This window comes from Hymenobacter saemangeumensis (genome assembly GCF_039541835.1).
Lineage (GTDB): Bacteria > Bacteroidota > Bacteroidia > Cytophagales > Hymenobacteraceae > Hymenobacter > Hymenobacter saemangeumensis.
On the sequence record NZ_BAABGZ010000063.1, the window covers coordinates 17,863 to 43,356 of the forward strand.

Genomic DNA, 25,494 nt, shown 5'->3' on the forward strand with positions numbered 1-25,494 from the left:
TACTTAAATCGTTTCAATTCCGATAAGCGGGCACACCTGTCAATACAGGAGTCGCGAGGAAGCTTGGGCCAGGAGCGGCAGCAATGAGCAGGCGGGCAAAGCCGGCTCCCAAAAGCAAGTCGTTATGGCAGTCAATATACACCTTCTTTCCTAAAATACCGGGAGACTGATTTAGCCCAATGGCTCCCTCGCTCCCTGCAGGCAAGTCCGGCAACGCCGCCAGAATAGGCTTAGCAAATATTTAATTATTAACTGTATACAAATGCAGTACACTCGGCATGTATGTCAGCATAGTGGCAGGAATGGGCTTGGGCTCCGCCCGTCGTGGAACGATACTCGTTGAAGCGGCGCGAACTCTGTTCCGATACCACGGAAGCCCTACAAACTTGACGCACCTTCCTTGGCACGGGAGAGCCGTCGTTCATTAGTTCTTTTTTTATTTTCCCTCAAAACCGCAGCCCAATCTGGGCGCCGGGCCAGAGGCGGGTGCGGCTCTGGGCGCCGGCCGTGTCTATCCACAGCTTCTGGTTGGCGCCGAAGTCCCACTGCGGCTGGCGGTCGTTGCTCCAGGCTATGGCTAGGTTGAGGGTGGGCGCCACCACCAGCTGCAGCCGGCCCTGGGGCTCAATCTGCCAGGCCAGCGCCGGGCGTAGCTGGGTCAGAAAGCGCGAGTCGATGGTTTCGGCGTTGGGGTCGTCGCTGGTGCCGGCCAGCGTCCACTGTATTACGTCGAGGCTAAGCGTAACCCGGCCCTTGGGCTGGCCAGCTGTGCCCACGCCAAAACCTGAGGCCCACTGCACCCGGTTGGCGAAGGGCTCGGAGGCCACGCCCAGCAGGGTGTAGTAGCGCCGCACCCCCAGCTTCACCACGGCGTTCAGGGGCAAGCTTTCGCTGGCCCACACCTCGCCGTGCAGGTAGCCGTGCCGCACAATGTTGATGATGCCGATGGAGGCGCCAGTCACGGAATCGGCAAAGTTGATAAGGCCGAACTGGGCCCCGGTTACGTGGCGGCCCACGTTAACCAGGCCAAACTGCACGCCCTTCACGCGGCGGGCCACGTTGAGGATGCTGGCCGTCTGCAAGCCGCGCACATCAGTGCCGGTGATGTTGGCAATGGATGCCGCCTGCAGCAGCAGCCCTGGCTGCGCAGTGGAAGGGGCTGCCGGCAGCTGGCCCAGGGGGTCGGTAGCAAGAAGGCGGGGCAGGCCCAGCAGGCGCCGCAGCCGCGTGGGCTGCCCCGGCCGCTGCCGGGCCTGCCCCGCGCCGCCGGTAATGTTGACGATGCCGGCCAGCTGCACGCCCCGCACATCGTCGCGGCCCACGTTTACAATGCCAGCGGCCTGCATTCCCTGCACCCCGCCCCCATTCAGGTTGACGATGCCGGCCAGCTGCACGCCCCGCACATCGGTGCCCGTTACGTTTGCAATGCCGGCTGCCTGAAAGCCCTGCACCGTGTCGCGCACCACGTTCAGCCAGGCGCCTAGCTCCACCCTGCGCACCCCGGCTGAATAGCCCGCCAGGATATTCAGGGAGTAGTCGTTTACACTACGGGCGTTGGCCAGCCAGTTCGTGCCCAGCGGTCCGATAAAGGAAACTTGCGCCGCCCGGCGCTGCAGGGCCCGCCGTGCAGGCTCCGCCGGAACCGGGGCTGTAGTCAGGGTGCCCGGGAGCAAACCAGCTTTTTCTGCCGCAGAGTCTCGCCAGAGCACGGGGCGGGGCGACAGCAGGGCTGTGCTCGCCGCAGCCGCTTCCCGTCGGGCCGCTCCGCTGCTACTGTCCCCGGTGCTGCCGGATTTCATTTCTGCCGTTTGCCGGCGGCCTCCTGCAGAGCCGGGCTGCATACCGGCGGCAAGCGCCCTGCTATTCTTTTGCTTCCCTGCCGCCGGCTCGGCCAGACTTTTTGCAAGGCCCGCAGTGGCCAGGTCTGCAGTAGCTCCCAGCCCGGTTGATTTCCCAGTATCCTTATTAAGGGAGCCGGCGCCGAGGGCAGCAGCGGGTAGCCGGGCAGTGCCTGGCTGCTGGCTGCTGCCGGCAGGGCCTACTGCACGCACCTCTGCCGAAACTACAGCGGTAGCGGCGGGTTTTGCCCAGGCTTTCCCCACAGCACCTGCCCGCGGATTGACCACGGACACGCTCCCCAGCCGCGAGGCTTCATCCGCGGAATTGCCTGAACCGTTAAGCGCGGCAATGCCGGGCGGCGCGGCTTCGGCAGCAGGCCACAGCACCAGCTGGCCGTTAAGCATTCCATAGGATAAGCGGTGCGGACCCATCAGCTCGTGCAGCACGGTACCCAGGGGGCGGGGCGGGCCGCCCCGCAGCTGGCAGCGCCGGCCTGCCCCGATGCGCGTGCTGCTGTAGCTGAACGGCACGCCGCTCTGCCGCGACAGCTCAGCCAGCACCTGAGCTAGCGGGGCATCGGTTGGCCCAGGCTGCACCGGCCGGCCGAGCGCCGAAGGGCCAGCCTGACCATATACCAGGCTATTGCTCAGCCACAAACCGATAAATATCCAAGCCAGCCTCAACATAACCACAAAGGTGGGCAATCCGGCTGATTAAAGTCCCGAAGCGGAAGCCGTTTTTCGGTTCGCTATTGCCCACTTGGCACCTCGGCGCAGCCGGGGCCGCGCAGCACGTAGCCGCCGGCCTCGGCGGCTTCGGCCGTGCTGCCGGTGGCCACGGCCAGCACGGCCAGCACCTGCGCCGGCCGCGGATGGGCGAAGGTGCCGGTGAAGCGGCAGCGGCCCAGCCCGGCGTCGGCCAGGTGCACGCGGGTGCCGTAGGCGGCGCGCAGGGTGCGCAGCACCTGGGCCACGGGCGCGTCCTGAAAGCGCAGGGTGTCGGTTTGCCAGGCGCGGAAGTTGGCATCGGCCGCGGGGCTGCTGCGGAGCGGGGCGGCAATGCTGCCCGGCGCATCGGCAGCGCGCAGGGCCGTGCGCAGGCCGGCCGTGAGCAGCACGCTGTCGGCCGGGCCGGCCAGGCGGCTTACCCACACCCGGCCGTGAGTTACGCTCACCTCCACCGAGTCCTCAGCGGCGTAGGCCCGCACGTTGAAGGCCGTGCCAGTTACGCGCACCCGGGCGGTGGGGCTGCTCACCAGGAAGGGCTGCCGGGGGTTGGGCTTCACCTCAAAAAACGCTTCGCCGGCCAGCTGCACGGCGCGGGGCCGGCCAGGGCCGGCGTTGCCGTAGCTTAGCCGGGAGTGGGCATTCAGCCAGGCCGTGCTGCCATCGGGCAGGCGCACAAACCGCCGCTGGCTGCCGCTGGCGAAGCTGGCCGCCACCGCCTCGGTCTTTGCCGAAAACACCCCTCTGGACAAGGCGTAGGCGCCGCCTGCCATTAGCACAAGCGCCGCCGCTACGCGCAGCAGGGTAGGCTGCCAGCTCCCCTGCCCGGTGCCGGTGGGCCGCGCTACTGCCTCCGGGCGGGCCGGCGCGGCGGGCTCGGCCACTGCCCGGGGCGGCGCCACCTCTCCCATCATCGGGCGGAAGCGCTGCCAGGCAGCCTCTACGTCGGCCGGGGTGAACACCACCGGCGCGGGCGCCTTTTCCCCGGCCCGCTCCCAGGCCCGGGTCACGGTCGTGAGCACCTGCAGGTGCAGGGGGTCGGCGTGCAGCCACTGCCGCAGCCGGTCCTGCTCGCCGGCCGTGGCTTCGGCAGCCAGGTGGCGGGCCAGCAGGTCCCAGGGGGCATCGGCCGGGTCAGGGTAGCGGTGGGGCATGGTTTATTGAGTTATGAATTATGAGTTATGAATTATGAGTTGTTAGTACCGCTAGACGGTCAATAACTCATAATTCATAACTCATAACTCCCTTCTATCGCACTGTTACGGAGTCGGTGCGGACGGTGAAGCCGGCAAAATAGCCTACGGCCGACTTATCCGCGTCGGCGCGGGTGTTGCGGATGTTGGTGCGCACGTTGGCCGGGGTGGTGGCAAACAAGCCCACGTTGTTGATTTGGCCAAACATCTCGTTCAGAAAATAAAAGTAGTCGCGCGGAATGGCGTTCAGCTCCACTTTCAGCTTGTCGCCGCGCACCAGGGGCTCGTCTACCAGCTGAACGCGGCCGATGTAGTTGCCGTCCACCAGCTCGTCGGCGCGCACGATGAGGTCGCCGGGGTCGTTGAAGAGCTTGCCGTTCTTCGTCACCTTGAAGCGGTAGTAGTCGCCCACGCCGGGCAGCTCGGGGCCATTATAGAAAGCGTAGTACCCATCTTTAAAGAAGGAGTGGCCCCGCATGTACTCCAGGCTCACGCTGTCGATTTCGGGCGTGCGCTTGATTTCCGTTTCGGCCTGGTAGCTCTGGCCGTTGGCTTCAATGGTGAGGGTGTAGCGGCCGCCCACGCGGCCCTGCACGGCGCCGCTGCCCACGTAGAGGCCGGGGGTGGTTTCGCGCAGCACATCGCGCCGGCCCTGGTCGTCGAGCAGGGAGATGCTGGCTCCCCGCACCACGGGCGGCAGGGCGTCGGCAAAGTAAGCCTGGGTCATACTCAGCTTCACCCAGGCCGGGGCGGGCTGGTCGGTTACCTGGCCCTCTACCACCAGCAGGGGCTTGCCTTCGGGAATATCGATTTCCACCACGTCGAGGCAGCTGCTGAGGCTCAAGGAAATAAATGCGGCGAACAGAAAAAAGAGAATGCGTTTCATAAGAAAAAGAGGTAGCGTGGAATTTCATTCCGCGACGAGCGCAGCGAGTATCTGCTTAGGCCGGCGCAGGCGCGGAACGGAATTCCGCCTTACTTAAAAGTTGAAGTTGTAAGCGATGCTGGGCAGCACGGTGCCGAACATAGACATGCGCACGGCCTCGGTCTGGGCGGGGTTGTCGGCCTTCTGGCGGAAGTACATGCCGAAGGCGTTGCGGCGGCCGTACACGTTGTACACGCTGAACGTCCAGGAGCTCTGCCAGCGGCGGTCGGGGTTGTGCTTGCCTTTGAGGGTGGCGCCCAGGTCGAGGCGGTGGTAGGCCGGCACGCGGAAGTTGTTGCGGGCGTCGTCGCCCACCACGGGCACCTGCAGGCCCTGGTAGGTAAAGCGGCTGTCGGGGTAGGTGGTGGCCACGCCGGTGCTGTAGTTGAACGTGGACGACACCGACAGGCGGGGCGACAGCTCGTACACGCCCACCACGGCCAGCACGTGGGTTTTGTCGTACTTGTTGGCGTACCACTTGTCGCGGTTCAGGCCGTCTACCTGGCGCTCCGAGCGGCTCAGCGTGTAGCTTACCCAGCCGGTGAGGCGGCCTTCGGCTTTCTTCACGAAGAACTCGGCCCCGTAGGCACGGCCCTGCCCGTATAGCAGCTCCGATTCCAGCTGGGTATTGAGCAGGGTGTTAGCGCCGTTGATGTAGTCAATCTGGTTGTCCATGCGCTTGGCAAATACTTCCACCGAGGCCTCGTAGGCGTTGTTTTTGAAGTTCTGGAAGTAGCCCAGGCTCACCTGGTCGGCGTGCTCGGGCTTGATGTTGCGGGTGCTGGGCAGCCACACGTCGAGCGGGGTGGCGGCCGTGGTGTTGGAAATCAGGTGGATGTACTGCACCATGCGGTTGTAGCTGGCTTTCAGCGAGGCGCTTTCGGTGAGGGAGTAGCGCATGGATAGGCGCGGCTCCAGGTTGGGATAGCTGGCCACGGGCTTGCCCTCAAACTGCTGCCCATTGATGGGCAGCAGCTGCCGGCCGCGCTCGCCCACGTAGTCGTAGAACGTGCCCTTGCTGCGGTTTTCGAACATGGACACCCGCAGGCCCAGCTGCACCGACAGGGACGGGCCAAACTGCCGCTCTTCATCCACATAAGCGGCCCACTCGGTTGCGCGCTGGGCATCGAGCTTCAGCTCCCGGAAGATGGAGCTTTTCTCCGTGGGCGTCACGTGCCCGGGCTGAAAGGTGTAGTAGATGCCGCTTACGCCGAAGCGCAGGGTGCTTTGCGGCGACTGGAAAAACTCGAAGTCGGCCTTGGCGCTGTAGTCGTTGATGTTGGAGCGCCACTCAAAGCCCTGGCTGCCGTTGGGTATGCCCAGCGCGTAGTCGTACTTGCTGGCCAGCGTGGTCACGTTCATGAACAGGCGGGAGTTGAACACGTGGTTCCAGCGCAGCGTGCCGGTGGCGTTGCCCCAGTTGTTCTGAAACAGGTCGCCGAACTTGAACACGTCGCGGCCGAAGTAGCCCGACAGGAAGAGCTTGTCTTTCTCGCCCAGGGTGTAGTTGGCCTTGGCCGAGAGGTCGTAGAAATAGGCCTGGTTGTTTTTCTGCTCGGGTATGGCCTTCAGGAACACGTCGGCGTAGGAGCGACGACCGGCCACGATAAACGAGCTTTTGTCTTTCACGATGGGCGCCTCCACGGCCAGGCGGCTGCTCACCACGCCAATGCCGCCGCTCACGCCCAGGCGCTGGGAGTTGCCGTCCTTCATCCGAATGTCGAGCAAGGAGGAAAGGCGCCCGCCGTAGGCCGCCGGAATGCCGCCCTTCACCAGCTTGAGGTCTTTCACGGCGTCGGGGTTGAACACCGAGAACAGGCCGAACAGGTGGGAGGAGTTGTACACCGGCGCCTCGTCCATGAGAATCAGGTTCTGGTCGATGCCACCGCCGCGCACGTTGAAGCCGGTAGCGCCCTCCCCTACCGTGGTCACGCCCGGCAGCAGCTGAATGTTGCGCACCAGGTCGACCTCGCCCAGCAGGGCCGGCACCAGCTTCACCTGCCGCATGTCGAGGCGGTTGACGCCGGTTTCCACGCTTTTCACGTTCTGGTCGGGCTGCTTGCCCAGCACCAGCACCTCGTCGGTCTGCACCCGCTGCACGTTCAGCTTGATGGAATGGGTAAGGTTGCCCGTCAGCTCCAGGGTTTCCTCAGTGGGCGCGTAGCCCACGTAGGTGTAGGTGAAGGTGTAGCTGCCCTTGGGCAGGGTAAGGGAATAGAAGCCGTACTCGTTGGCGGTGCCGCCCACGCCCAGGCTTTTAACGAATACGCTGGCCCCGATGAGGGCCTCGCCGGTGGCGGCATCCCTGAGGTAGCCGCTCAGGGTGACGTTGCCGGCCGAGCGGCTGGCTTTGGTGGTGCTTGGCTTGGCCTGCTCCTGGGCGAGCAGGGTCCCGGGTACCAGGGCCAGCAAGCCGAGCAGCGTGGCTCGCCGGCTAATTACAGAAAGAGGTTTGTACATAGAAAAAGAAGTGGGTTTGGATAGATGACGCACAAACCCGCTCCAACCCCTACGTCGGTGGAAAACTTTTTTTATTTTTTTCTGCGAAGGGAATAACGCGGCATCTACCCATCTACTTCCCGGTTGGATATGTGGGACAAGCCCGTCGGGTACAGCCCAACCCCTGCTCTCATTCCTTACAGCAGCACGCTGTACAGGTCGCGCAGGGTGCTGGCCAATACGCCGCGCAGCACGCGCAGGGCCTTGCCCATCTGGTTTTCCACGGTTTTGGGCGAGATTTCCAGGGCCTCGGCAATCTGCTGGTAGCTCATCTCCTCGTAGCGGCTGAGCTCGAACACCACGCGGCACTGCGGCGGCAGGCGGTCGAGGGCGGCGGCTACGGCGGCTTCGGTGTCGTGCTGGTGCAGGGCGGCCAGGGCTTCCGGGGCCACGGGGGCGGCGGTCGTTTCGGGCGGTGCCTCGTCCCAGGCCACCTGGCGCTGGCTGCGCTGCTGGTAGCGCAGGGCCGAGTTCAGAGTGGCCCGCGTGAGGTAGGCGCGGTACGAGAGGATGTCGGGCAAGGCGGCGCGCCCCTGCCAGAGCCGCAGAAACACGTCCTGCAGCAGGTCTTCGGCCACTTGCTTATCGCGCACCACGCGGTAGGCTACCTGGCCCAGGGGGGCGTAGTAGGCTTTGAAAACCGTCTCCATCCAGGCCGCTTCGTCGTGCCGGCGCAGCTGCGCCAGGCGGGCGTCGAGGGCGGTATCGTCGGGGAGTGGCATGGCCCGGCAAAGGTAAGGGGCGGGGCAGCGGCCAGCGGGGCAGAATTATGCTCAGGATTTACAAAATTCAAATAAACTGTTTAGAGCGGTTTCAGAGTCAATGGATTTGTAGCGTGGACTCTGCGAGTCCGCGCGGTTGAACGTTCACACGCGCGGACTCGCAGAGTCCACGCTACACCCACCACGAAACTGCGTTAGGCGCTTTAGCTTGCCCCGCACTTAATACAAGCCCTGCTGCCGGGCCAGGGCCACCAGCGAGGCGGTGTTGGGCAGCTCCAGCTTTTGCAGGATGTTGCGCCGGTGGGTGCCCACGGTCAGCTCCGACAGGCAGAGCTGCTCGGCAATGGCGCGGGTGGTGAGGCCGGCGCAGATAAAGAACACCACCTGCCGCTCCCGCTCCGACAAGCGGCTGAGGCGCAGGCGGCCCGCAGTCTCGCCGGCCTCGGTAGCGGCGGCCTCGCTCAGGTCTTCCGGAAACGCCAGCTGGCCCATATGCACGCGGCGGATGGCGCTGAGCAGGTCGGTGGCATCGGCCGACTTCTGCACAAAGCCGCTTGCACCCGCGGCTTTCACCTGAGCCAGGGTGCTGCGGGAAGCGGCCATGCTGAACACCAGCACCCGCAGGGCCGGCCAGCGCTGCCGCAGCATGGGCAGCAGGGCCAGGCCATCGGGCGGGGGCAGGTGCAGGTCGAGCAGCAGCACGTCGGCGGGCAGGGGGCCTTCCGGCGGCGCGGCTTCGAGGGCCGCGAGCAGCGCGCTGCCGCTGCCATAATGGCCCACCACGGCCAGGTCGGGCTCCTGCGCCAGCCAGGTGGCCAGGCCCTGGGCCAGGGCGGGGTGGTCGTCCACAATCAGCAGTCGGCAGGCAGCAGAAGTGGGGTGAAGGAGCATGAGGGGAAGAAGCGTCAGGCCGGGAGCAGGGGCAGCTCGGCAATGATAATGGTGCCGCGCTCCGAGGAGTCGACATGCACCTGCCCGCCAAGATAAGCCACGCGGGCCCGCACGCCGCGCAGGCCAATGCCTTCGGTGCTGGCGCTGGGGTTCAGGCCCCGGCCGTCGTCTTCCACCACCACCTCCAGGCAGGCCGGATAGCGCAGCACCTGCACCACGATGCGGCGGGCCTGGGCATGGCGCACGGCATTATGCAGCAGCTCCGCTGCGATGCGGTAGGCCGCCAGCTGCACTGCCGTAGGCAGCTCATCGAGGTCGGTGCCTAAGTCGGTGCTCACCCGCACGGGCCCGTCGGGCTGGTCGAGGTCGTGGGCCAGGGCTGCCAGGGAAGCCGCCAGCCCGCCGGCGCTGAGCTCGGCCGGCAGCAGCGCGTGGCTGATGGCGCGGGCTTCGTCGCGCACCTGGCGCAGCAGGCGGTCGGCCTGAGCGGCGGCCTGGCTGGCCTGTTCCGAGGTAGCCAGCGCCTCGCGCACGGCCCGCCCCTGCCAGGCCAGGTGCAGGGCCGTCAGGGTGGGGCCCAGGGCATCGTGCAGCTCCCGGGCCAGGCGCTCCCGCTCCTCGTCCTGGGCCGTGATAAGGCGCACGCCCAAGGCCTCGCGCTGCCGTGCCTGCCGCACCCGCCCCAGGGCATGACGGCGCAGCGTATGGCGAAAGCGGGCTGCCAGCAGCACGCTCAGCACCAGCATCTCGGCACACAAGGCCCAGGCCAGGTCGTTAGGCTGCAGGTAATGCCGGTTCGTCAGGCCCGCATGGTTTAGCCAGGCCACGGTGAAGCCAATAAAGAACAACACGTAGGTGGGCAAGAAATAAGCCGCCAGCTTGCGTTGGCGGGGGTTTTCGGTAGCAGCCCCCAGCCCTACCCCACCGTAGAGCAGCACGGTTCCCAGCAGCAGCTCCCGGATGATGTAGATACCTACCTGCCAGTCGGGCCGCAGCTCCAGCAGCGCGGCGAAAGCCCCCACAAATACCACCGCGGTGGCGCACAGCACCACTCCGATGCGGTACAGCTCGGGCTGGGTGGCCCGCAGGCGCACGAAAAGCAGCAGAATGCCCAGCGCGCATACTTCGGCCAGCAGCATCACATTGTAGGCGCCTACCTGCCACAGGGCCCGATACAGCGCCGGGGGCAGGAAGTAGGCATCCAGCCCGTCGTTCATCATCAGAAATAGCGACGCCAGCCCTACGTACAGGCTGTAGAGGAGGAATATCGGGTCGCGCAGGAAGGCAAACAGCAGAAGCACAAAGCCCGCGCTGGCCAGGTAAAAGCCCAGCAGCCACAGCCAGCGGCTATCCACCAGGTAGGTTGCCTCCCGCTGCCGCAGCCAGTCCTCGGTGCTGATGCGCCAGGGCAGGCGTACGGCCCCCATCCGGACGTCAATGCGCAGGTAGAGCAGGGCACGCTCGCCGGCGTCCAGGGTAAAGGGCAGGGCCAGCACCCGGGCCGGGTAAGGCCGCTGAGCGGCCGGCACCCAGGAGCTGGCCCCGGCAACGCGCACCAGGCCCGGCTGCCCGGCCCGCTGCACAAACAGCACGGCGCTGTCGGCAAACTGCTCTACGCTGCATACAAAGCGGGTGCGCTCGGCCAGGGTGCTGGCTACGGGCAGCCGCACCCACACCCGGGCCGGACGGTTCAGCAGGCCCAGGTTGAGCGCATCATTGGGGATGCCGCTGCGGAAGCGCAGCTGCCTATCCGGGCGCTCCTGGAATTCAGGCCGGGCCCGGCTGTTAAGGTGCACGGCGCGGAAGCGAAAGGTGTAGCCGGGCGGCCAGCCGCTTTGCTTGCCCAGGTACAGAGTATCGGGCGGGCTGCCCGTTGCCGCAGCCGGCTGCGCCCGGCCCGGCGGCCCCAGAACCAGTAAAAAGCCAAGCAGAAAAAGCCAATAAGACACTGGGCGCATACGGTGCAAGGTAATGCCCTACGGCCTACTGCGGCGTCCTCATCTACTCGTGCTGGCCATTCCATTACGCCGGCCGCCACAGCGGGCGCCATCGTCACGCTGCCGCCTGAAAAGCAGCAGGCAGCTAAAGCCCACAAAAAAACCCCGGCAAGCTGCCGGGGTCTTTCTAGCATGATGTTAATCCTACAAAACGCTCCTAGTTGAGCAGTAGCTTTTGCGTGCGCACCCCGGAGGCCGTGGTCAGGCGCACGGTGTAGATGCCGGTGGCCAGGCCGGCCGTGGGCACCTGCAGGCGCAGGCCCTGGGCAGTAGCCATCAGCTCGGCCGACTGGTACACGCGCTGGCCGAGGGCGTTGAACACCTCCACCCGGGCTTTGCCAATGGCGGCCTGGGTGCCGGTAGCCACTACCTGTACCGCCGCCTGGCCAGTGGCCGGGTTCGGGAACACCTGCAGCTCCACGAAAGGCTGAGAGCTGCCGGCAGTAGCCAGCGGCGCAGCCTGGGGGTTGAGGTGCAGCACGAAGCGGCTGGCGTGCAGGCCCTGCGTGAGCTGGGCCGCGTAGGCCCCCTGGCGCAGGTTGTGCAGGGTGCCGGTGAGGCGGTCTTCGAGGTACACGCCGGTGCTGGCCGGGAAGTTGGCCAGGCGCTGGGGCGTGAAGACGAAGGCGCCCGTAGCCGGGGCATTCACGCCCAACGGCAGGGCTACTGCCTGCGTGAGCACGGGCAGGCCTTGAATGCTCAGGCTCTGGCTGCCGGCCTGCTGGTAGAGCGTGGGCTGCTGCCCGGCGTTGAGCTGCACCTTCACGGCGTCGAAGCGGGCGTCGAAGCCCGTGGTGGCGCCGGCTTCCTGGTACACGTACAGCACGTCGCCGAGGGGCGCGTTGCCGGTCGGGGCCAGGGCCAGCTCCAGCATGGGCCGGACATCGGTGGCGGTGCCGCGGTACATGGCCGGGTTGGTGTAGCTCGTCTCACGGGCGGTGTTGGTGAAGGTGAGCGTGGGGTTGCCGCTGCTCACCCGGGCGAAGAAGCCCTGGCCCGAGGCCACGAGGTTGGCCCCCGCCGGCCCTACGCCGTTCACATACGCCACATAAGAGCCGCCGTACTGGCTGCTGGAGCGGAACACGTACAAGGCATTCTCCACCTCAGCCGGGCGGGCCAGGTTGTCCCAGTTGAGCGGGGCCGGGTAGGGGTTGCCCAGCAGCTGCCAGCCCGAGTTGGCGGTGTTGCCGCGGCTCAGCGTAACGGGGTAGTTGCCGTTGCGCAGGGTACCGGTCAGGCTCACCGTCGTCGGCGCCAGGTTCACGGTGAAGGCCTGGCCCGCGCCGAGGTTGTCGGCCAGGGCCGGCGACTGCCAGCCGAAGCCGAAGTCGCTGGTGGTGGCGCTGGCCGTGGTCAGGCGCTGCTCGTTGTAGCTGAACACCGTCGGGAAGGGCGTTACCGCGAAGGGGTTGGCGGCCGTGTTGAAGGCCGGGTTCACCAGCGGGGCGCTGCCGCCCGGGCCGTGCAGGTCGGCCACCGTGGCTCCGTTCACGGCCGAAGCCAGGTGGCGGTAGCCAGCGCCGGGGTTCAGGGAGGGCGAGATGTAGCGCTGCACCGTGGCTTGGCCGGTGGCTTCGCCGCCGCTGTTCACTACCAGGGCGGTGCCCGCGGCGTCGGAAAGCAGGGTGAGGCGGCCGTCGGCGGCCAGGTTACCGGTCAGGGTCAGCAGGCGGCGCACCTGCACCGGGCCGCCCGTGAGGGCCGCCCCGGCGCTGCCTACGCGCAGCTCGTGGAAGGTCGTGGTGGCCGTGCCCGCCAGGGTCTGCGGCGTCGTGCCCGTCAGCGTCACCTGGCCGCCGCTGTGGGCGAGGGTGCCGTAGTTGGTGAAGCTGCCTTTCAGGTCCAGCGTGCCGCCGCTCAGCGTCAGGCTGGCGCCGGAAGCCAGGGTCAGGTCGAAGGCCGACAGCGTGCCGCTGGCACTCACCGGGTAGCGGGGCATGCCTGTGGGGATGGTCACGGCATCGGCACCGCCGGGCACCACGCCGGTGCTCCAGTTGCCCGGCGTGTTCCAGTCGGTGGAGCTGGCGCCGGTCCAGGTGAAGGCCGTGGGCGTGGCCAGCGTGGTGTGGGTGTCGCCCACCAGCTTCAGCGCCTCGCGGTTGCCGGTGGTGTCGGCCGCCAGGGTAAAGAAGTCGTAGCGCGAGCCCAGCTGCCCGGTGAAGGTGTAGCTGGTGCTGCTCAGGTTGGTGGCTACGGGCTGGAAGGCCCCGCCATCCTGGCTGGCGTACACGTCGTAGGAGCGCAGGCCCGAGCCGCCCTGGTCGTCCTGGGCCGTCCAGCTCAGGGCCACGGTGGCACCCGGCTGGTTGGCCGGCAGAGCCGCCAGCTGGCTGCTGGGCGCCACGGCGTCGAGCACGTTCTTCCAGCGGTTGGTAAGCAGCGGCGGGTTGGTGTCGAACACGATGCTGGCCTGGGCCGCCAGCGTGTCGCCGGTAATTGCCGAGGGGCTGGCCTTGATGGTGTAGTTCACAAAGCCCTGCCCGCGGCCGGTGGAGTCGTTGAGCAGCAGGAAGCCCTTGTTGGGGTCGTCCGGCGCCACGCCGGTGTTGGGGTCAATGGTTTCGAACTGCCACACCAGGCGGCGGCCCACCACGTCCACGGTGCCAAGCACGCGCACGTCGTAGCCCAGCGAGTCGGGCATGTTGAGCATGGCCGTGTACGAGCTGGAGTTGGCCGGCACCTGGAAGGTGTGGTCGGCCCAGCCGAAGGAGCCGAGGCGGAACTGCTGCGGGTCGAAGGCATTGCTCAGCGGCACGTTGATGCGCACCACCTGGGCCGGCGCGGTAGCCAGCTCGGGGTCGTTTTCAAACTGCACCTGGTAGTTGAGGCGCTGCTGCGAGCCCACCATCTTGCGGCGGCCGGCCCCATCCGGGCCCACAATCAGGTTGGGGTCGACGGAGCCCACCACCTGGGTGCAGCTGGCGCCGCGGCCCTTGTAGGTAAACACGATGGAGTCGGCGCAGCCCACCAAGGCCGCCGGGTAGGCGTTGGCATCGAAGGGGTTGGGGCGGAAGGGCCGCACGCACTCGGTTACGCCCCAGTCGCCGCACACCCCGCCGGGGATGGCGATAGAAGCCGAGGGAGCCGTGTAGCCGGTGCGCAGGCGCCCTACGCGCAGGGCCATGGTGTCGAGCAGGCCGTTGCGCACGTAGTAGCGGCGCAGGCTGTCCTGCCAGGCCGTGGCGTTGGCGGCCAGGTTCACCACGCCGGTGGGGTAGCTGGCCGGCTGGGCCAGCACCGCCGCCCGGTAGCGGCTGATGTGGTCGAGGGTCTGGCGGGTGTACCACTCCTCGGTCATGGCCGCCTGGTTCCACACCACGGGGAAGCCGCCGATGCGGGTGGGCGTCAGGCGCAGGTTCACCTGAATTACCTCATCCGGCCGCAGGTCGCGGGCCACGAAGGGCAGCACCTCGGTCAGGCCGTCGTCCATCCGGTTGCGGGGCGTAGCGCTCTGGGCGCCGGCGTGGAAGTCCGACTTCTTGCGCACGTTGGGCGTGTGCGTAATCACCGGGTTCTGGCCCGGCGGCAGCTCGTACTGAAACTCCCAGTAGGGCACGTCCACGTTGGAGTTGTTCTGCAGGAAGTAGGTCCAGTTGGCGTTGGTGCCCACGCGCACCACCTGCGGGATGATGGTGGCGAAGTCCACGTTCAGCGGACGGGCCGGCTCCACGGTCAGGCCGTTGGTGAGCTCCACGCGGGTGCCGTTGTTGTCGGCCACCACGTTGTACACGCCCACGCTCAGCGTGTCGAGGTACCAGCGCAGCGTCACCTCGGTGCTGTTGCGGTAGCGCAGCACCTGGGCCTCGGCCCGGATGGCCGGGCTGCTGCCTCTGGTGAGGTAGAAGCGCGTGGCCGGCCAGCCGCTGCTGCCGGTGCGGAGGCGGCGGAAGCCCGCGCCCAGCACCTGCGTCGTCACCCGGCCGCGGCCCACGCGGTTGGCCGTGATGCTGCGCACCTGGAAGCCCAGGGTGTCGGCATACAGCGTGGCGGTTTGCAGGCTGGTGTACTGGTACGGGGTTTTCACCAGCACGTAGTAGTCGCCGGCCGCCGTGGTGGGCACCAGGATTTCCTGGGTGGTGCTCACCTGGCTCAGGTAGATGAAGTCGTAGTCGGCCGCCGTGGGCACGCGGCCCTGGGCCACGTACATCTCATTCTGCCCCAAGGTCTTGTTACTGGTCAGCGTCAGCACCATGTCCTTGTTGGCGCCCGGGCTCACGCGGTAGTACACCACGGAGTCGCGCATCAGTGGGAAGCTGGTGGGGGTGCGCAGGGCTAGGTTATTCACGCCCAGGGCCAGGCGGTTGGCCGCGTCGGTCACGTTGTTGTTGGCCGCCGGGCTGCTCACCGGTCCTTCGTAGATGTCGTTGAACAGGTTGGTGGCCATCAGGCCGTGGTAGCTGCCGGGCATGATGCCCTGCAGGCGCGAGCGCACCACGCCGCTGCGGGTCGTGTTCGGCGCAATATTCACGTTGCGGGTCTGGCTAGCGAAGAGCTGGTCCACGGCCCCATCCACCGTCGCATCCTGGCTGAGGTAGAGGCCGTCCTTGAGCTGGCCCACGGCGGCATTCACGCCCTGGTTGCGCACGTCGTAGTGAATGGTCATCACCTCGCCGAGCTTGCGGCTGGCCGGCAGGGTCACGCTGGTTACCACCAGGTCGGCCGGCTGCGGCACGCGGATAAGCACACTGCCCTGCACCACGTTGTTGAGCTCCTGCTGGTGCTCGTACACGGTGCCGTACTGCACGGCCCCGCCCCACTGGCTGCTGGGGTAGTAGCCGCCGGTACCGGAGAGGTCCGTCACCAGGAACACGTAGTAGTTGCCCGACATATACGCCGGAATGGTGGCCGTGATGCTGGCCGAGTAGCTCTGGCCCGCGCCCAGCGTGCCGGGGTGGCGGTAGGTGCCGATGCGCACCGAGCCATTCACCGTCGGGGCCGTGTTCAGGTACACGCCGTCGTCCCAGTTGCCTTCCAGCGTTGCGCCCACGCCCTGGTTGCGCACGGTGAAGGGGATGGTCACCTGCTGCCCGGCCACCACGTCGGTGGGCAGGGTGTAGGCCGTCGGAATCAGGTCGCAGGGCGGCGTCAGCGTGATGGGCAGGGCAGTGCTGCGCAGGTTGTTGGCGGGGTTGGTATCCGCCAGCACGCTGGAGGCGGTGCCGCCGCAGTAACCCCGCCCGTCGGGTACGCCGGCTTTGCCAATCACGAAGAAGTTGCCCTGCAGGCCATGGGGCAGGCGCACGCTTACCGTGCCGTTGTAGCTGCTGCCCACGGCCAGCTCGCCGTTGCGGGTCACGCTGCTCAGCTGCAGGTCGGCAGCGTCCAGCGTGGCGTCGGTCGAGAGGAAGAACTGGTCGGCCCAGCCCGTGGCCAGGGTGCGGAACAGGCCCTGGTTGTCCACGCTGAAGTTCACGGCCACGGTCTGGCCCGAGTAGGCCGTGCCGGTCGTGCTCAGCGCGGTCAGGCGCAGGTCGTCGGAGTAGTTGTAGGCCAGGGCAATGCGCCGCTCGTTGTTGTTCTCGAAGTTGAACTCATACACCGTGTTGCCGTCGTCGGTCTTCAGCACCAGCTCGTAGTTGCCGGGGGCCACGTAGCGCGGAATGCTGAGCGTCATCGAGCCGGAGTAGCTGGCCCCCAGGGCCAGCGGCCCGGTGCGCGTTACGCTGCCCAGGCGCAGGCAGCCGCCGATGCTGCCGCCCGGCGTCACCAGCCACACGGCATCGGTCCAGGTGCCATTGGCCGAGCCTACGGCCGTGCTGTTGTTGCGCACGGTGTAGTTCACCACAAAGGTCTGGAAAGCGTCTACCGTAGCCGGGCCGGTAAAGGCCACCGGCTGCAGGTCGGCATAGGTAAGGTTTACCGTTACCGCGCCCGAGCGGCGCATGTTGTTGCCTTCGTAGATGTACTCAAACACGTTGCCGCGGGTCGAGCCCTGCACGTAGTCGGCCATGCCATACACGTAGTAGGTGCCCGACAGCCCGTTGGGAATGTTCAGGGTTACGTTGCGGCGGTAGTGGTGCTGCACGGCCAGGGTGTCGCCGTTGTAGATGTTCAGCGTGCCCACGGCAATGGCCGTGTTCGGGTCGAAGGTGGCCGACGGGCAGAGCCAGAACCTGTCGGCCCAGTACCGCTCCTCGGCTACCGGCGCGTTGTTGCCCTGGTTGCGCACGTCCCAGGTGATGGTGGCGCTGGTGCCCGCCAGCATGGTGGCCGGGGCCGTCAGCTGAATGGGCACCAGGTCGGCCGGCGGACGCAGGATGATTTCCACCGGCACCGGACGGTTCACGTTGTTGGTGCTGGCCGTCTCAAAGATGGCGTTGTCGGTGTCGGTGTAGGCGTAGAAGTAGCGGCGGCCGTACTCGGTGTGCGGCACGCGCACCGTTACGGTGCGGCTGTAGAAGCCGTTGATGCCCAGCGTATCGGTCACGCGGCGGCGGCCCAGCGAGATGGCGTTGGGGCCCAGCGCTAGGCGGCCGGTGTTCTGGCTGATGTTGAGAATGGTGTCGGGCGAGATGAAGAACTCATCGTAGCGCGGCACCGTGGCCGTCACCGTGCCGCGGTTGTACACGCGGTAGCGCATGGTCACGTCGGTGTAGCCCACCGAGGGGTCGGGCGGCGACACGAAGTTCTCCACCGAGAAGTCCGGCGTCTCGGGCACTATCATCAGCGTGCGGCGGGTAGCGCGGCGGCGGTTGTTGGCCGTGTTGGTTTCGAGCAGGGCCCCGTTGGAGTTGGCCCGCACGAACACGTAGTAGTAGCCGGCCTGCGAGTACGGCACCTGGAAGGTGGCGTTGGTGATGTAGGTGGCGTTGGGCTGCAGGAAGGTGGTGTTTCCCCAGTCGCCTACCCGAATGGCGGTGCCGGCGTTGAACACCGAGTCCTGGCTCAGCCACACCTCGTCGCGCCACTGCTGGGCCAGGGTGCTGCCGGTGCCGATGTTGGTCACGTTCCAGGCCATCTGCATGGTCTGGCCCGCATACACCGTGTCGGGGTTCTGAATAAAGCTCACGCGCAGGTCGGGCAGCTCGCGCAGGCCGAAGCTCTGCACCGGGCCGGCCGTGCTGAAGCAGGCGTTGCGGGCCACCACGCGCCAGCGGTACTGGGCGCCGTAGGGCAGCGGGCCGCCGTAGGTGTACTGCAGCGAGTTGATGCCGCTCACCGTGGCCGTCGTGGGCTGGCTGCCGCTGGCCGGCCATACGTACAGGTCGTAGGCGGTGGTAGCAGTGGCCGGGCTCCAGGAGAAGGTGATGGGCAAACTCAGACCGTTGGTGTTGTCCACGGGCTGCATCTGGCCCACCACGCTGGGGGCCGTCGTCGCAGGGTTGATGGTGATGGTCTGGCTAAACGAGTACGTGCAGCCGGCCGCGTTGGTCACCGTTACCGAGTAAGTGGTCTGGCTGGTGGGCGCGGGCGAGATGCTGGCCGTCGTTTCGCCGGTGCTCCAGGCGTAAGTGGCGCCGGCGCCGGCGTTGCTTACCGTCAGCGTTACGGACTGGCCGGTGCACGTCTGCGTAGCGGAGGAGGCAAAGGTGGGCGTGGGCAGCACCGTCAGCGGGCGGGTGGCCGTGGCCGAGCAGCCGGTGCCATCGGTGTAGCTGTACGTGATGGTGTGGGTGCCCACGCCGGCCGTGGCCGGGTTGAACTGCCCGCCGCTCACGCCGGGGCCCGAGTAGGTGCCGCCTGCCGGGCTGCCGCCCGTCAGGGCGTAGGCCGGGGCCGTCACGCAGGTAGAAGCCAGGGCCGCCAGGGTTACGCTAGGCAGGGGCCGCACCTCCAGGGTGCGGGTGGCGGTAGCCGAGCAGCCCGTGCCATCGGTGAAGGTATACGTGATGGTGTAGCTGCCTACGCCGGCAGCTGCCGGGTTGAAGCTGCTGGCCACCGTGCCGTTTACGCGGTAGGTGCCGCCGGCCGGGCTGCCGCCCGTCAGGGTGAAGGTGCTGGCATTTACGCACACCGGCGCAAAGGCTGCCAGCGTCACGGCCGGCGGGTTGTTCACGGTCAGGTTGGAGCCGTTGTCGTTGCTGGTCGTGGCCGGGCTGGAGCCCACCAGGCGGATGCGGTAGCCGCTGGTGCCGGCCAGGCCGGCCGGCAGCGTAGCCGTGAGGCTGCCGCTTCCCTGCCCGCTGAAGGCCACCGAGCCAATGGCCACCGGGGAGGCAAACGAGCCGCTGGTGTTCGACAGCTGGGCCGTGATGATGTTGCCGCTGGCAAAAGCCATGGCCGTCACGTTAAAGCTGAGCGTGAGCGTAGCTTCCGGGCACAGCGGCCCGGCGAAGGCGCTGAGCGTGAGCGTGGGCGTGGTGGGGGCCTGCACGGTCACGTCCACGAAGCTGCTGAAGGTGCAGCTGCCCAGCGTCACCACGCAGGTGTAGCGGTTCACGCCCACGTTGGTGGCGTTGGTCACGGTGGGGTTTTGCAGGGTAGAGCTAAAGCCCTGGGGGCCGCTCCAGCTGTAGCTAGCCCCGGCGTAGGTGGGCGTCAGCGTCAGGCCGATGTTGCTGCCATAAGCCACCGAAGCCGGCCCGCCCGCCTGGCTCACGGGCGCCTGGTTGATGGTCAGGTTCACGGTATTGGCCGAGCCCGTGATGGCAGGGTTGCTCGACACCACCCGCACGCGGTAGCCGCTGCCGCCGGCCGTGGTGTTGGGCACCGCGCCCGACACCGTGCCGCCCGACGAGCCCGAGGAAATCAGCGTGCCGTACACGGGGCTGCCGGGGTCGAACACCCCGCTGGCGTTGGAAAGCTGGAACCCGAAGGTGTTGCCCGCCGCGTAGCCGCTCATGTTGGTGCTGAAGGGCACTGTGATGGTAGCCCCCGCGCAGAAGGTCTGCGGCGAAACCGTGTTCGTGGTAATGGTGGGCGGGAAGCTGTAGTTGGTGTTCGAGCAGCCCGTACCCAGCGCCGTGGTCACGCAGATAAGCCCCGTGGGAGCACCCGCGGGGGCCTCTACCGTGAGGCTGGTGCTGGTGTTGTTGGTGATGGGCGCCGTCACGGCTACGCCGCCAAAGGTGACGCTGGTAGCGCCGCCCAGGCTGCTGCCGGTGATGGTTACGCTGGTGCCGGCCGGGCCGGCAGTGGGCGTAAAGCTGCTTACCACCGGTACCGTGTTAATTACAAAGTTGCCCGCGCTGCTGGCCGTGCCGTGGGGTGTGGTCAGGCTGATGGGGCCGGTGCTGGCGCCGGCCGGCACGGTGGCCGTCAGGCTGGTGCTGGTCACGCTGGAGAACACCGCCGCCAGGCCGTTAAACTGCACGCTGTTGGTGCCCGTCAGGTTGGTACCGGTGATGGTTACGCTGGTGCCGGCCACGCCGGAAGCAGGCGTAAAGCTGCTGATGGTGGGGGCCTGCGCGGCATTCACCGGCGTAAACACCGGCGTGCTGGCCGTGCCCTCCGTCACGCCGTTCAGGGCCGCGCCGGTAGTAGCGGCGCGGTTGGCTACGGTCAGGCCCGCGCCCTGGCCGGTGCGGTTCATGTCGTAGTAGGCTACCAGCCCGGTTTCGGTGCCGGTCAGCTGTCCGCCCAGGCCCGCCTGAAGCTGGGCCTGGCTGCGGGCCACGCTCCAGGCGCGGGCCTCGTCCACGCGGCCGTTCAGGAAGCGAATGCCGTCCTGGGCGCCCACGGTGAAGTGCCCGGCCTGGGCACCCGACGAAGTCGGAGCCGTCGGCGCGGTGGTCGTGGTGTTGGGGGCCTGCACGCCGTCCACGTAAGTGAAGGTGGTGCCGTTGCGGCGCGTCACGGCCACGTGGTACCACTGGTTGGCCGCCGGAAAGGTGTAGCCGGTGTTGAAGAAGCTCACGCCGCTGAACAGCACCACAAGGTTGCTGCCCGCTCCCCCGCTGCCGCTGCCGATGCCCAGGGCAATGCCGTTGCCCACCGTGCCATTGTCATACCCATTGCTGAGAATGATGCTGAAGCCGGTAGTGGGCAGGGCCGCCGGGCGCACCAGCGCTTCCAGGGTGAAGTTGTCGGTAGCTGTAAAGGCCAGGCCAGGCGCCGTGATTTTATCGGTGCTGCCGTTCATCGTCACCACGTTGCCGAAAGCCGTGCTCGGCAAAGTCACCGTGAAGCTGTTGGTGCTGGTAGCCGAGCTGCTGGGCGTGGTCAGCGAAATCAGGCCGGTAGTAGCCCCGCTGGGCACCGTCACGGTCAGCTCCGTGGCCGAGCTCACGGTGAACACCGGCGCGTTCACGCCGTTGATGGCCACCGAAGTGGTGCCGGTCAGGTTGGTGCCGGTCACGGTAACCACTGTGCCCACCGGGCCGCTAACCGGGGTGAAGCCGATGATGGTGGATACCGAGGTGTTGGGGCCGGGAGGGCCCCCGGTGGTGCCGCCGTTGCCAGGGCCGCCGGGCGTGCCGGTGCCCCCGCCGCCGTTGCCGCCGGGCGGGCCGCCGGTGTTGCCCCCGCCGGGCAGCTGGGCTGCGGCCGCCAGGGCAAATGAAACCAGCCAGAGCGAAAGCAACAGCCGGCGTACGAAGTCAAGTGAATGCTTCATGAAAATATCTGTCTAAGGGAAGGAGAAAGGAATGTGCCCAGGGGCAGCTCCCACCCGGGAGCTGCCCGCCAAAGCTTATTCCACTACCAGCCGTTGGGTGAGTTGGCCGTTGCTGCCATCGGCCTGCATGCGCACCAGGTAGATACCCGGCGCCAGTCCCTGCACGGGGAGTGTGGCCCGGGCCGTGCTACCAGCCGTGCCGGCCACTACCGGCACCTGGTACTGTCCCACGCGCTGGCCTACGGCGTTCAGCACGCTTACCTGCAAGGTGCGGGCGCCCGTGGGCAGGCCCGTTACCGACAAGGTAGCCGAGGCGCCCGTGGCCGAAGCCGGGTTGGGATAGATGGAAGCCATCGCTCCGCTTAGCTGCGGGCGCGTAGCCAGCGGCGAGCCCGCCGGGCGGAACACAACGCTGAAGCGGCCGGAGTAAGGCGCATTCGCCGCCACACTAAAAGTATAAGCGGGTTGAGTAGCCAGGTTCACAAAGCTGCCCGTCAGGGCATCGCGCAGGTACACCGTGGTGCCGGCCACGTCGAAGTTAAGCAGCTCGGCGGCTCGCAGGGTATAGGTGCCGGGCGTGGTGGTTGCCACCCACAGGGGCACCACTTCGTCGGCCGTGCCGCTCAGGGGGGCGCGGCCGTCTACCGACAGCGGCAGCTCGGCTACGCCGGCGGCCGACACACCCACCGAGGCCAGGTACAGGCCGTCGGAGTTGGGCAGCTTGTAGGCATCGAAACGGCCGGTGTAGGCGGCGCTGGCGCCGGCTTCAAAGTAGATGAAGGTGTCGTCAACTACCGGGCTGCTGCCGGCGTTGGCCGCCTGCATATGCAGGTGCAGCAGGGGCCGCGTTTCGGCCGTGGTGCGCTGGAAGTTGGGCTGGCCCGTGTACACGCTGCGGCGGTTGCCATTGTTCAGGCTGATGCTGCCGGTGGTGCCGGGCGTGCTGGCCCGCACAAAGAAGCCCTGGCCGGCCGGAATCAGGTTGGTGCCCCCGCCGACGCCGTTCACGAAGGAGCGGTAGCGGCCCACGTAGCCCGAGGTGCTCTGGAACACATACACGGCGGCGTCCACGTTGTTGAGGGCCGCAGCCGGCACCGTGCCCCAGTCCAGGGGCGAGGGATACGGGTTGCCCACCATGTGCCAGCCGGCTTCTGCCTGCGTGCCGCGGGTGAGGCCGCCGATGGTTACGTTGCCGGTGTTGAAGGTGCCGGTGAAGTCTACCAGCTGCTGGTTGCCGATTTGCACCGTGTAGCCGCGGCCCACGGTCAGCGGGTCGGTCAGGGCGCCGGGCGAGAAGTAGCCCTGGTCGAAGGCCGAGTAGTTGTTGGTGGGCGTAGCCAGGCGCTGCTCGTTGTAGCCAAACACGTTGGGGTATACCGAGAGGTTGCCGGGCAGGGCGGCCGTGTTGTAGGCCGGGTTCACCACCGGCGTGAAGCCGGTGCTGGTGGCCAGGTCGGCCACGGTGCTGTTGGCCACCGGGCTGCTGTACATGCGGTAGCCGCCGGTGCCGGTGTTGCCGCTGGCGTCGATGTAGCGCTGCATGGTGCCGGTGGCGCCCTGCACCGAGCCGCTGCCTTCGTTCCACACCAGGGCGGTGCCGGCAGCGCTCGAAAGCAGGGTCAGGGGCTGGCCGTTCAGCAGCAGGCTGCCGCTGCTCAGGCGCACCACTTCCTTAATTGCCAGGGGCTGGGTCAGGGTTACGTTGGCGGCGTTGGCAATGGTCAGGCTCAGGGCCTGGGCCGGGAGGCCGGTGCCGGTTACCTGGGCGCCGCTGCCGTTGTACACATAGCTGGCGTCGGGGCTGAAGGTGCGGGCACCGGTCACTTGCAGGGCGCCGGTGGTGCCGCTGCTGCTTAGGCCGGCCGAGCTGCAGATGCGCAGGGTGGCGCCCGCGGCGAGCACGAAGTTGCCAGGGCCGCCGATTACAAAGCAGCCGTCGGCCAGGATGCCGCCGGTCTGCACCGTCAGGGTGCCGGCCACGGTGATGTTGGCGGCCAGGGTGCCGTTGCCGCTGCCCGTTACGGTGACGTTGTTATACACCCCGCCCGGAATGGTGGTGGTGGTGCTCACCGTCAGGTCCGACGGCGCCGAGCCTACCGTAAACACCGCCGCCGAGGTGGCCGTGCCGCCGGGCGTAGTCACGCTGATGTTGCCCGTGGTAGCCGTTACCGGCACGCTGGTCGAGATGGTCGTAGCATTCAGCACCGAGAACGGGGCCGAAGTGCCGTTGAACTGCACCACCGTGGCGCCGCTGAAATCGGTGCCGGTGATGGTGACGCTGGTGCCGCCCGAGCCCGAGGTGGGCGTGAAGCCGCTGATGGTGGGCACAGGCGCCGTGAATACGAACGACGTGCCCGATGTAGCAACACCGCCCGTGGTGGTAATGCGGATGGGCCCGGTGCCGGCGCCGGCCGGTACGGTAGCCGTTACGCTCGTGGCCGAGTTGGCCGTAAACGACGTTGCCGGCACGTTGTTGAAGCTCACGCCCTGGGCCATGAGCAGGTTGGCGCCGGTGATGGTCACCACCGTGCCCGCCGGGCCGCTCGTGGGCGTAAACGACAGAATGGTGGGCGGAGCTACCAGCTTGATAGTAGCCAGGTTGTCGCGCTGCTGCCCGCCCACGGAGCTGAAGCTGCCGCCCACGACCAGCGTATCCTGCGAAAGCGAAAGCGCATAGCCGGTGCTGCTCAGGTTCGGGGTAGTAATCAGGCTGCCCGTGCCGGCCGTTACGGCACCGAGGTAGGAGTTGGAAACGCCATTTACCGTCGTAAACGAGCCGGCCATGGTCACGAAGTCCTCGCTCACGGCCAGGGCATACACCGTGCTGTTGGTGTTGGCCGTCCAGGAAGTGGCGCTGCCGCTGGCTTTGCTGATGGCCCCGATATAAGAGCGGGGCTGTCCATCGAAGGTGGTGAAGCTGCCGCCGGCATACAGCGTGGTGCTGTTGGCAGCCAGGGCCAGTACCGTGGAGTTGATGTTGGGGGCAAATGAGCTAAGCACGCCCGTAGAGGCATTAACGGCTGCCAGGCGGGTGCGGGGGGAGCCGCCCAAGGTGGTGAAGCTACCGCCCGCGTAGAGCGTGCTGCCATCCAGGGCCAGGGCGTGCACGGTGCTGTTGGCGCCGGGGTTGAAGGCGTTCAGGGCGCCGCTGGGCAAGGCAAACGAGGCCAGGTAGCTGCGCGTTTGCCCACCCATGGTCGTAAAGCTGCCGCCCGCGTAGAGCGTGCTGCCATCGGTGGTCAGGGTGTGTACCGTGCTGTTGGCAGTCGGGTTGAAGGCCGTTACCACGCCGGACGTGGCATTTACGGCACCCAGGCGGGAGCGGCCGGCGCCATCCAGCGTCGTGAAGCTGCCCCCCACGTACAGGGTGCTGCCGGCCATGGCCAGGGCTTCTACCGCGCCGTTGGGGTTGGGCTGAAAGCCCGTGAGCACCTGCGCGGTGTTTACGTTGTAAGCAAACAGGTTGTTGATGGCAAAAGCCCGCAGTGTAGAAAACGAGCCGCCCAATACCACGGCCGTGCCGGCGGTGGCTATTGTCCGCACCGTGGTGTTGGGAGCGGGGTTGAAGCTGGTCAGCGCACCAGTAGCCAAGGTGAAGCCGGCCATATAGTTGCGGCTCTGGCCGGCAATGCTGGTAAAGTTGCCCCCCACGTACAGGGTGGTGCCATCCGAAGCCAGGGCGTACATCGTGGTGTTGGGGGCCGGGTTGAAGGCCGTGGCCGCGCCCGTGCCCGTGTCCACGGCGCCCAGGCGCACGCGGCCCAGCCCGCCCAGGGTGGTAAAGCTGCCGGCTACGTACAGCGTGCTGCCCTCGCGCTGCAACTCAGTTACCGTCGAGTTGGCGCCGGGGTTGAAGGACGTTACCAGCCCGCCGCTGGGCAGGCCACCGCCGCTGAGCTGGAATAGGTTCTGGCGGCTGTCGGTATCGAAATACGTAAAGCTGCCGCCCATGGCCAGGCTGCTGCCGCTCAGGCCCAGGGCGCGCACGGTCGTGTTCGCCCCGGGGTTGAAGGCCGTCAGCGCGCCCGTGGCCAGCGTGAAGCCGGCCGCGTAGCTGCGGCTCTGGCCGGCAATGCTCGTAAAGCTGCCCCCCACGTACAGGGTGGTGCCATCCGAGGCCAGGGCGTGCACCGTGCTGTTCGGGGCCGGGTTGAAGGCCGTGGCTGCCCCCGTGCCCGTGTCCACGGCGCCCAGGTACTGTCGGCCCA

At 67.1% G+C, this 25,494-nt stretch carries 9 protein-coding genes; all 9 read right to left on the reverse strand.

The features are described from left to right. Window positions 1-446 precede the first annotated feature (446 nt). Window positions 447-2,525, reverse strand: coding sequence for a hypothetical protein (locus ABD919_RS15095; protein ID WP_345236861.1), 2,079 nt, complete (start codon window positions 2,523-2,525; stop codon window positions 447-449). Between the two features lie 62 nt (window positions 2,526-2,587). Beyond that, window positions 2,588-3,718, reverse strand: coding sequence for a FecR family protein (locus ABD919_RS15100; protein WP_345236862.1), 1,131 nt, complete (start codon window positions 3,716-3,718; stop codon window positions 2,588-2,590). Between the two features lie 94 nt (window positions 3,719-3,812). Continuing rightward, window positions 3,813-4,643, reverse strand: coding sequence for a DUF4249 domain-containing protein (locus tag ABD919_RS15105; protein ID WP_345236863.1), 831 nt, complete (start codon window positions 4,641-4,643; stop codon window positions 3,813-3,815). Between the two features lie 93 nt (window positions 4,644-4,736). Beyond that, window positions 4,737-7,142, reverse strand: a complete 2,406-nt coding sequence (locus tag ABD919_RS15110; RefSeq protein WP_345236864.1) for a TonB-dependent receptor — start codon at window positions 7,140-7,142, stop codon at window positions 4,737-4,739. Between the two features lie 176 nt (window positions 7,143-7,318). Then, entirely contained in the window at window positions 7,319-7,903 is a 585-nt protein-coding gene (locus ABD919_RS15115) for an RNA polymerase sigma-70 factor (RefSeq protein WP_345236865.1), read from the reverse strand. A 219-nt stretch (window positions 7,904-8,122) separates the two neighbouring features. Continuing rightward, window positions 8,123-8,794, reverse strand: a complete 672-nt coding sequence (locus ABD919_RS15120; protein WP_345236866.1) for a response regulator — start codon at window positions 8,792-8,794, stop codon at window positions 8,123-8,125. Window positions 8,795-8,808: 14 nt separating this feature from the next. Next, window positions 8,809-10,752 carry a sensor histidine kinase gene (locus ABD919_RS15125; RefSeq protein WP_345236867.1) on the reverse strand — a complete coding sequence of 648 codons (1,944 nt, stop codon included), beginning with the start codon at window positions 10,750-10,752 and terminating at the stop codon, window positions 8,809-8,811. Window positions 10,753-10,948: 196 nt separating this feature from the next. After that, entirely contained in the window at window positions 10,949-21,286 is a 10,338-nt protein-coding gene (locus ABD919_RS15130) for a CARDB domain-containing protein (RefSeq protein ID WP_345236868.1), read from the reverse strand. Window positions 21,287-21,361: 75 nt separating this feature from the next. Beyond that, the coding region (locus ABD919_RS15135; RefSeq protein WP_345236869.1) for a beta strand repeat-containing protein at window positions 21,362-25,494 on the reverse strand (4,133 nt) is incomplete at its 5' end.

Excerpts from the sequence above, each read along its gene's own strand:
- ABD919_RS15105 (WP_345236863.1), bottom strand. The coding sequence starts at position 4,643 with ATGAAACGCATTCTCTTTTTTCTGTTCGCCGCATTTATTTCCTTGAGC.
- ABD919_RS15110 (WP_345236864.1), bottom strand. The coding sequence starts at position 7,142 with ATGTACAAACCTCTTTCTGTAATTAGCCGGCGAGCCACGCTGCTCGGC.
- ABD919_RS15130 (WP_345236868.1), bottom strand. The coding sequence starts at position 21,286 with ATGAAGCATTCACTTGACTTCGTACGCCGGCTGTTGCTTTCGCTCTGG.
- ABD919_RS15115 (WP_345236865.1), bottom strand. The coding sequence starts at position 7,903 with ATGCCACTCCCCGACGATACCGCCCTCGACGCCCGCCTGGCGCAGCTG.
- ABD919_RS15120 (WP_345236866.1), bottom strand. The coding sequence starts at position 8,794 with ATGCTCCTTCACCCCACTTCTGCTGCCTGCCGACTGCTGATTGTGGAC.
- ABD919_RS15100 (WP_345236862.1), bottom strand. The coding sequence starts at position 3,718 with ATGCCCCACCGCTACCCTGACCCGGCCGATGCCCCCTGGGACCTGCTG.
- ABD919_RS15095 (WP_345236861.1), bottom strand. The coding sequence starts at position 2,525 with ATGTTGAGGCTGGCTTGGATATTTATCGGTTTGTGGCTGAGCAATAGC.
- ABD919_RS15125 (WP_345236867.1), bottom strand. The coding sequence starts at position 10,752 with ATGCGCCCAGTGTCTTATTGGCTTTTTCTGCTTGGCTTTTTACTGGTT.